4 protein-coding genes are annotated in these 4,996 nt (G+C 34.6%); 2 read left to right on the top strand and 2 right to left on the bottom strand.

The window, feature by feature from the left end:
* Nucleotides 1–105: 105 nt before the first annotated feature.
* On the bottom strand, nt 106–351 hold the full coding sequence (locus tag IWX84_RS15240; RefSeq protein WP_196851614.1) for a hypothetical protein: 246 nt from the start codon (nt 349–351) through the stop codon (nt 106–108).
* Nucleotides 352–407: 56 nt separating this feature from the next.
* The gene (locus IWX84_RS15235) at nt 408–866 is read right to left on the bottom strand and encodes an Lrp/AsnC family transcriptional regulator (RefSeq protein WP_196851613.1); all 459 of its coding nucleotides are present in this window, start codon (nt 864–866) and stop codon (nt 408–410) included.
* Between the two features lie 279 nt (nt 867–1,145).
* On the opposite strand from IWX84_RS15235, the gene IWX84_RS15230 reads away from it, so the two are divergent.
* Together IWX84_RS15230 and IWX84_RS15225 are read left to right on the top strand one after the other, a co-directional pair.
* Complete coding sequence (locus IWX84_RS15230) at nt 1,146–2,372, top strand: aminotransferase class I/II-fold pyridoxal phosphate-dependent enzyme (RefSeq protein WP_196851612.1); 1,227 nt, start codon at nt 1,146–1,148, stop codon at nt 2,370–2,372.
* A 437-nt stretch (nt 2,373–2,809) separates the two neighbouring features.
* On the top strand, nt 2,810–4,966 hold the full coding sequence (locus IWX84_RS15225; RefSeq protein WP_196851611.1) for a prolyl oligopeptidase family serine peptidase: 2,157 nt from the start codon (nt 2,810–2,812) through the stop codon (nt 4,964–4,966).
* The last annotated feature ends 30 nt before the right edge of the window (nt 4,967–4,996 follow it).

The following is a 4,996-nucleotide window of genomic DNA, read 5'->3' as shown; positions in this document are numbered from 1 at the left end:
CCTTTTATGTAACCAAAAAAATACTTACCTAATCCTTTTCTTCTACTTTCATAAAAATCAATGGCTACTTCCATTTCATTTTCCGCTAATCTTGAAAAAACAATTTTAAAAGCCATATTTAGTATTCAATCGCTTTTCTAATTCTTCCCATGAAATTCCAGAACTAATTCCAGAATGATATTCGAATCTAGCTTCTTCCACTTTTTGATAGTGATTTTCTGGAATCAATGAAATTATTTCTTCATTTTTTATAGCATCAAAAACCCCTTCAAGAACCGCTAATTTTGTATCGTCTTGAATAAGTTTTCCAAAATTCTCAATAAGCTTCTGTCTAATTTCTTTAGTATTCATGGGACAACTGATTTATTTCAAATTTAATTATTTTATGGCTATAAAACAAACGATACCTATATATCAACAATCGTCGTATTTTTTACTTCGCTAATCATAAAGGTACTGTGCGTGCTTCCAATATGCTGCAAAGTAGTCAGTTTGGTAACCAAAAATTCCCGATAGGCTTCCATATCTTTTACCACTATTTTCAGAATATAATCGTAGTCACCACTTACATGATGGCATTCAAGGACCTCTTTAAGTTTTACTACTTCACTTTCGAATTTGGTAAGAAACTCTTTGGTATGCTGTATTAATTTGAGATGGCAAAAAACCACAAAACCTTTTTCGATTTTCGAACGATTGACTAACACTACATATTTATCGATAATTCCTTCTCTTTCGAGTTTTTTGATTCGTTCATAAACCGCAGTAACGGAGAGATTGAGTTTTAAGGAAAGTTCTTTAGTTGTTTTTTTACTATCCGATTGTAATAAAAAAAGCAGTTTTTTATCGATGGCGTCTAATGTCATTTTTATTAAATATTTGAATTGAAATAAAATCTATATAAATCCTATTTAAGTAGCTAATTTAGAAAATTAAATAACATTAATCCTATTTTATAGTTTTAAAATCCAATATTAAACAATACTATTGATAATTAATCTACAATGGTTTTATTTTGAAATAGATTTTATAAAGACCGAAATCCCCTAGCCCTGATAGTAGCGGCATCCTTTTACTTTTTTCTTTAAAAAATAAAAGATATAGCGAATAGCAGGAACAGCTTCGAATAACAATAAAAAACAACTATGAAAAATTTCAATCCCGCAGACAACATTCAGGATTTACAGTACTTTGGCGAATTTGGTGGTGTAAATCCCTCGATTTCTGATTCATCAACCTATACTTTTTTATCGGCAAAAACCATGTTCGATACTTTTGAAGGCAATATGGAAGGTTGCTATTTGTACTCGCGTCATTCTTCACCAAGTAATTTATATTTGGACAGAGCCTTGGCGGCGATGGAAGGTACGGAAACGGCGAATGTTTCGGCTTCAGGAATGGGAGCAATCACTCCTACTCTTCTACAATTATGTGGAACCGGTGATCACATTGTTTCAAGCAGAACAATTTATGGTGGAACGTACGCTTTCTTGAAGAATTTTACTCCAAGATTAGGCATCAAAACTACATTTGTAGATATTACAAAACTTGACGTTGTTGAAACTGCCATTACTCGGGACACTAAAGTTTTATACTGTGAAACTGTCAGCAATCCTTTACTGGAAGTAGCTGATATTGAAGGCTTGTCCAAAATTGCAAAAAGACATAATTTAACGCTTGTTGTTGACAATACTTTTTCGCCATTATCCGTTTCTCCTGCAAGATTAGGGGCTGATATTGTGATTCACAGTTTGACAAAATACATCAACGGAAGCAGTGATACTGTGGGTGGAGTAACTTGTGCCTCACAAGAATTCATTGATAGTTTGAAAAATGTGAATAGTGGTGCCAGCATGTTACTTGGACCTACAATGGATAGTTTGCGTTCAGCGAGTGTGATGAAAAACTTGCGCACACTACACATCCGCATGAAACAACACAGTCATAATGCGATGTATTTGGCTAAGCGTTTTGAAAAAGACGGTCTAAAAACAGTTTATCCCGGTTTAGAAAGTCATCCAAGTCACGAAATTTATAAAACGATGATTAATCCGGAATATGGTTTTGGAGGAATGATGACTTTGGACGTGGGAACTTTGGAGAAAGCCAATGAATTAATGGAATTGATGCAGGCAAAAAATCTAGGCTATCTTGCTGTTAGTTTAGGGTTTTATAAAACGTTGTTTAGTGCTCCTGGAACTTCTACATCAAGCGAAATTCCTATGGAAGAACAAATAGAGATGGGATTGACGGATGGTTTAATCCGGTTTTCTATAGGTTTGGACAACGATATCGAAAGAACGTATCAAATGATGCGCGCCTGCATGATGGATTTGGGGATTTTAAGATCTAAAGCTACTCAGACTGCATAATTATTTTTAGTTTTTATTTACTGAAATCCGTTCGAAATTAAACTTTCGAACGGATTTTTTTTGATCAAAATTTAACTGCCATACACGGGAAAGTTTACGCCATTTAATTGGTGGTAAAAAATATTAAAACCTAAACTAAAGTGCAAATTTCTTGTTATTTTCTCCACTAGTGTTTTATTTTTAAAACAAAAAAAACACTGTTTATCAATACTTTACCTATTAAATTAGATGATTTTTTATTAAAATTTACTATATTTGATTTACCTATTAATAGTCAAACTCCCCCTTTTCAACATACCCCAAACCTTAACAATTGATACGAAAGTTGATTTTGTATTAATTCTATGATTATCACTAGCCTATAACTTCCCAAAGTATTAAGAAGTGACCGGTAAAAAATATAGCATTTTATTTTTAACACTCAAATTAATACTATTATGAAAAAAATTATTAGTTCGTCCGTCTTATTACTACTTGGTTCAACATTATTTGCGCAATGGAATTATCCTAAAACTAAAATGGCAACCGTTACTGATACCTATTTTGGGGTAACTTACAATGATCCCTATCGCTGGTTAGAAGACCTTAAAGACCCAAATGTCATTTCGTGGTTTAAAGAGCAAGCTGACCTTACCAACACTACTTTGAGTAAAATCTCAGGAAGAGATGAGCTTATTGCCGAATGGAAAAAATTAGACAAACTCCAGCCTGCAGTTTATTATGCTCCAATCAAAGAGAATGGTAGAATTTTTTATCAAAAAAGAATGCCTGGAGAAAAAGTTAGCAAAGTATATTACCGCGAAGGTATGCAAGGAGCCGAACAATTGCTCTTTGATCCCTTGACTTTTATTCCAGGAAAAACATTGTCCGTTCAGCAAATCATCCCCAGTTATGATGGTAAAAAATTGGTGATTGCCTATTCAGAAAGTGGCGCCGAAGTTTCTACAATCCAAGTTATGAATGTGGACAACAAACAGTTTTTACCTGATATTATAACGGCTACCGCTGGGCCTGGCAGTTGGACTTTTGATAATACTGCCTTCACTTATATGTGGATTAAATCTGCTGACAACACTGATCCCACCAGCCGTTTGAACCCAAAAACCAAATTACACAAATTGAGCACGGACGTTAAAACCGACATTGATTTTTTTAGTAATGAAAGCTATCCCGCTTTAAAAATTGAATCCAAAGCTTATCCTTATGCTTTTTTTGTTGAAGATTCTAAAGATTATATTTTTGCAGGAGAAGGAACAGTACAAAGAGAAATGAAATTTTATTATGCACCTATTGCTCAATTGCAATCTGGAAATATCCAATGGAAACCTCTTAGTACTATAGATGATAAATTAGTTCGAAGCGTTGATATGAATGGTGATAATATATATGCAATCACCTACAATGGTGCCAAGAATTACAAACTTATCACCACAGATTTAAAAAAACCAAATTGGACTACCGCTAAAATAATTGGACCAGAAAAAGGAACACAAACACTGGAATCGTTTACCCGCAGTAAAGACTTTTTATTACTTACTTACAGTGACGGTATTAATAATCATGTGTACAAATACAACACTAAATATTTTTCGAGTACAGAAGTAAAATTACCCTTTACTGGTTTAGTAAATATTTCTTGCATGGACACCAAAAGCAATGATTTTTTTATAGCCATAACTTCTTGGAACAAACCATTCACCGAATTTTTATTTGATGCCAATACGGATACTTTTTCAGCGAGCCCGTTTAACAAACCAGCAGTCTATCCAGACTCCTACAAGAATTTAGTTGTGGAAGAAGTGGAGGTTAAAGGACACGATGGCGTAATGATACCGCTCTCTATTATTTATAAAAAAGGATTAAAAAAAGATGGTTCGAATGTTTGCTTAATAGATGCATATGGAGCATACGGTATCAGTATGTCGCCCTATTTTAACATTAGATTAAATTCACTTGCAGTAAAAGGAGTTGTCATCGCTATTCCGCATGTACGCGGCGGTAGTGAAAAAGGACAAGATTGGTACAAAGCAGCTTACAAAACGACAAAACCCAACACTTGGAAAGATTTTATCAGTTGTGGAGAATACCTTGTTGCACAGGGTTATACTTCACCAAGTAAATTGGCAGGAACAGGCACGAGTGCTGGCGGAATATTAATTACGAGAGCAATTACAGAAAGACCAGATTTGTTTGCCGCTGCTATTTGCAATGTTGGTGTCGCCAATGCCATGCGGGCTGAATTTTCTTCAAATGGACCAGTCAATATCCCAGAATTTGGCACCGTAAAAGATGAAACTGAATGTAAAGCTCTATGTGAGATGGACGGAATGCAACATGTTAAAACGGGGGTAAAATATCCTGCTGTAATTTGTATTGCTGGTTGGAACGACCCTCGAGTGGTCGCATGGCAACCTGGAAAATTTGCAGCTGCTGTTCAAAATGCTTCTACTTCCGGCAAACCAGTATTGATGAAAGTAAACTACGACAACGGTCATTTCACCGAAGACAAAGAGGTTACTTTTGCAAATTTTGCTGATCAATATGCTTTTGCGCTATGGCAATGCGGTCATCCCGATTTTCAGTTGAAGAAATAATTTACTTAAGTAAAATAAAAAAATATTTTT

This window comes from Flavobacterium sp. CG_9.10 (genome assembly GCF_015752245.1).
Lineage (GTDB): Bacteria > Bacteroidota > Bacteroidia > Flavobacteriales > Flavobacteriaceae > Flavobacterium.
Note: the sequence above shows the minus strand (reverse complement) of the source record. Positions and strands in the feature narration are given on the sequence as shown.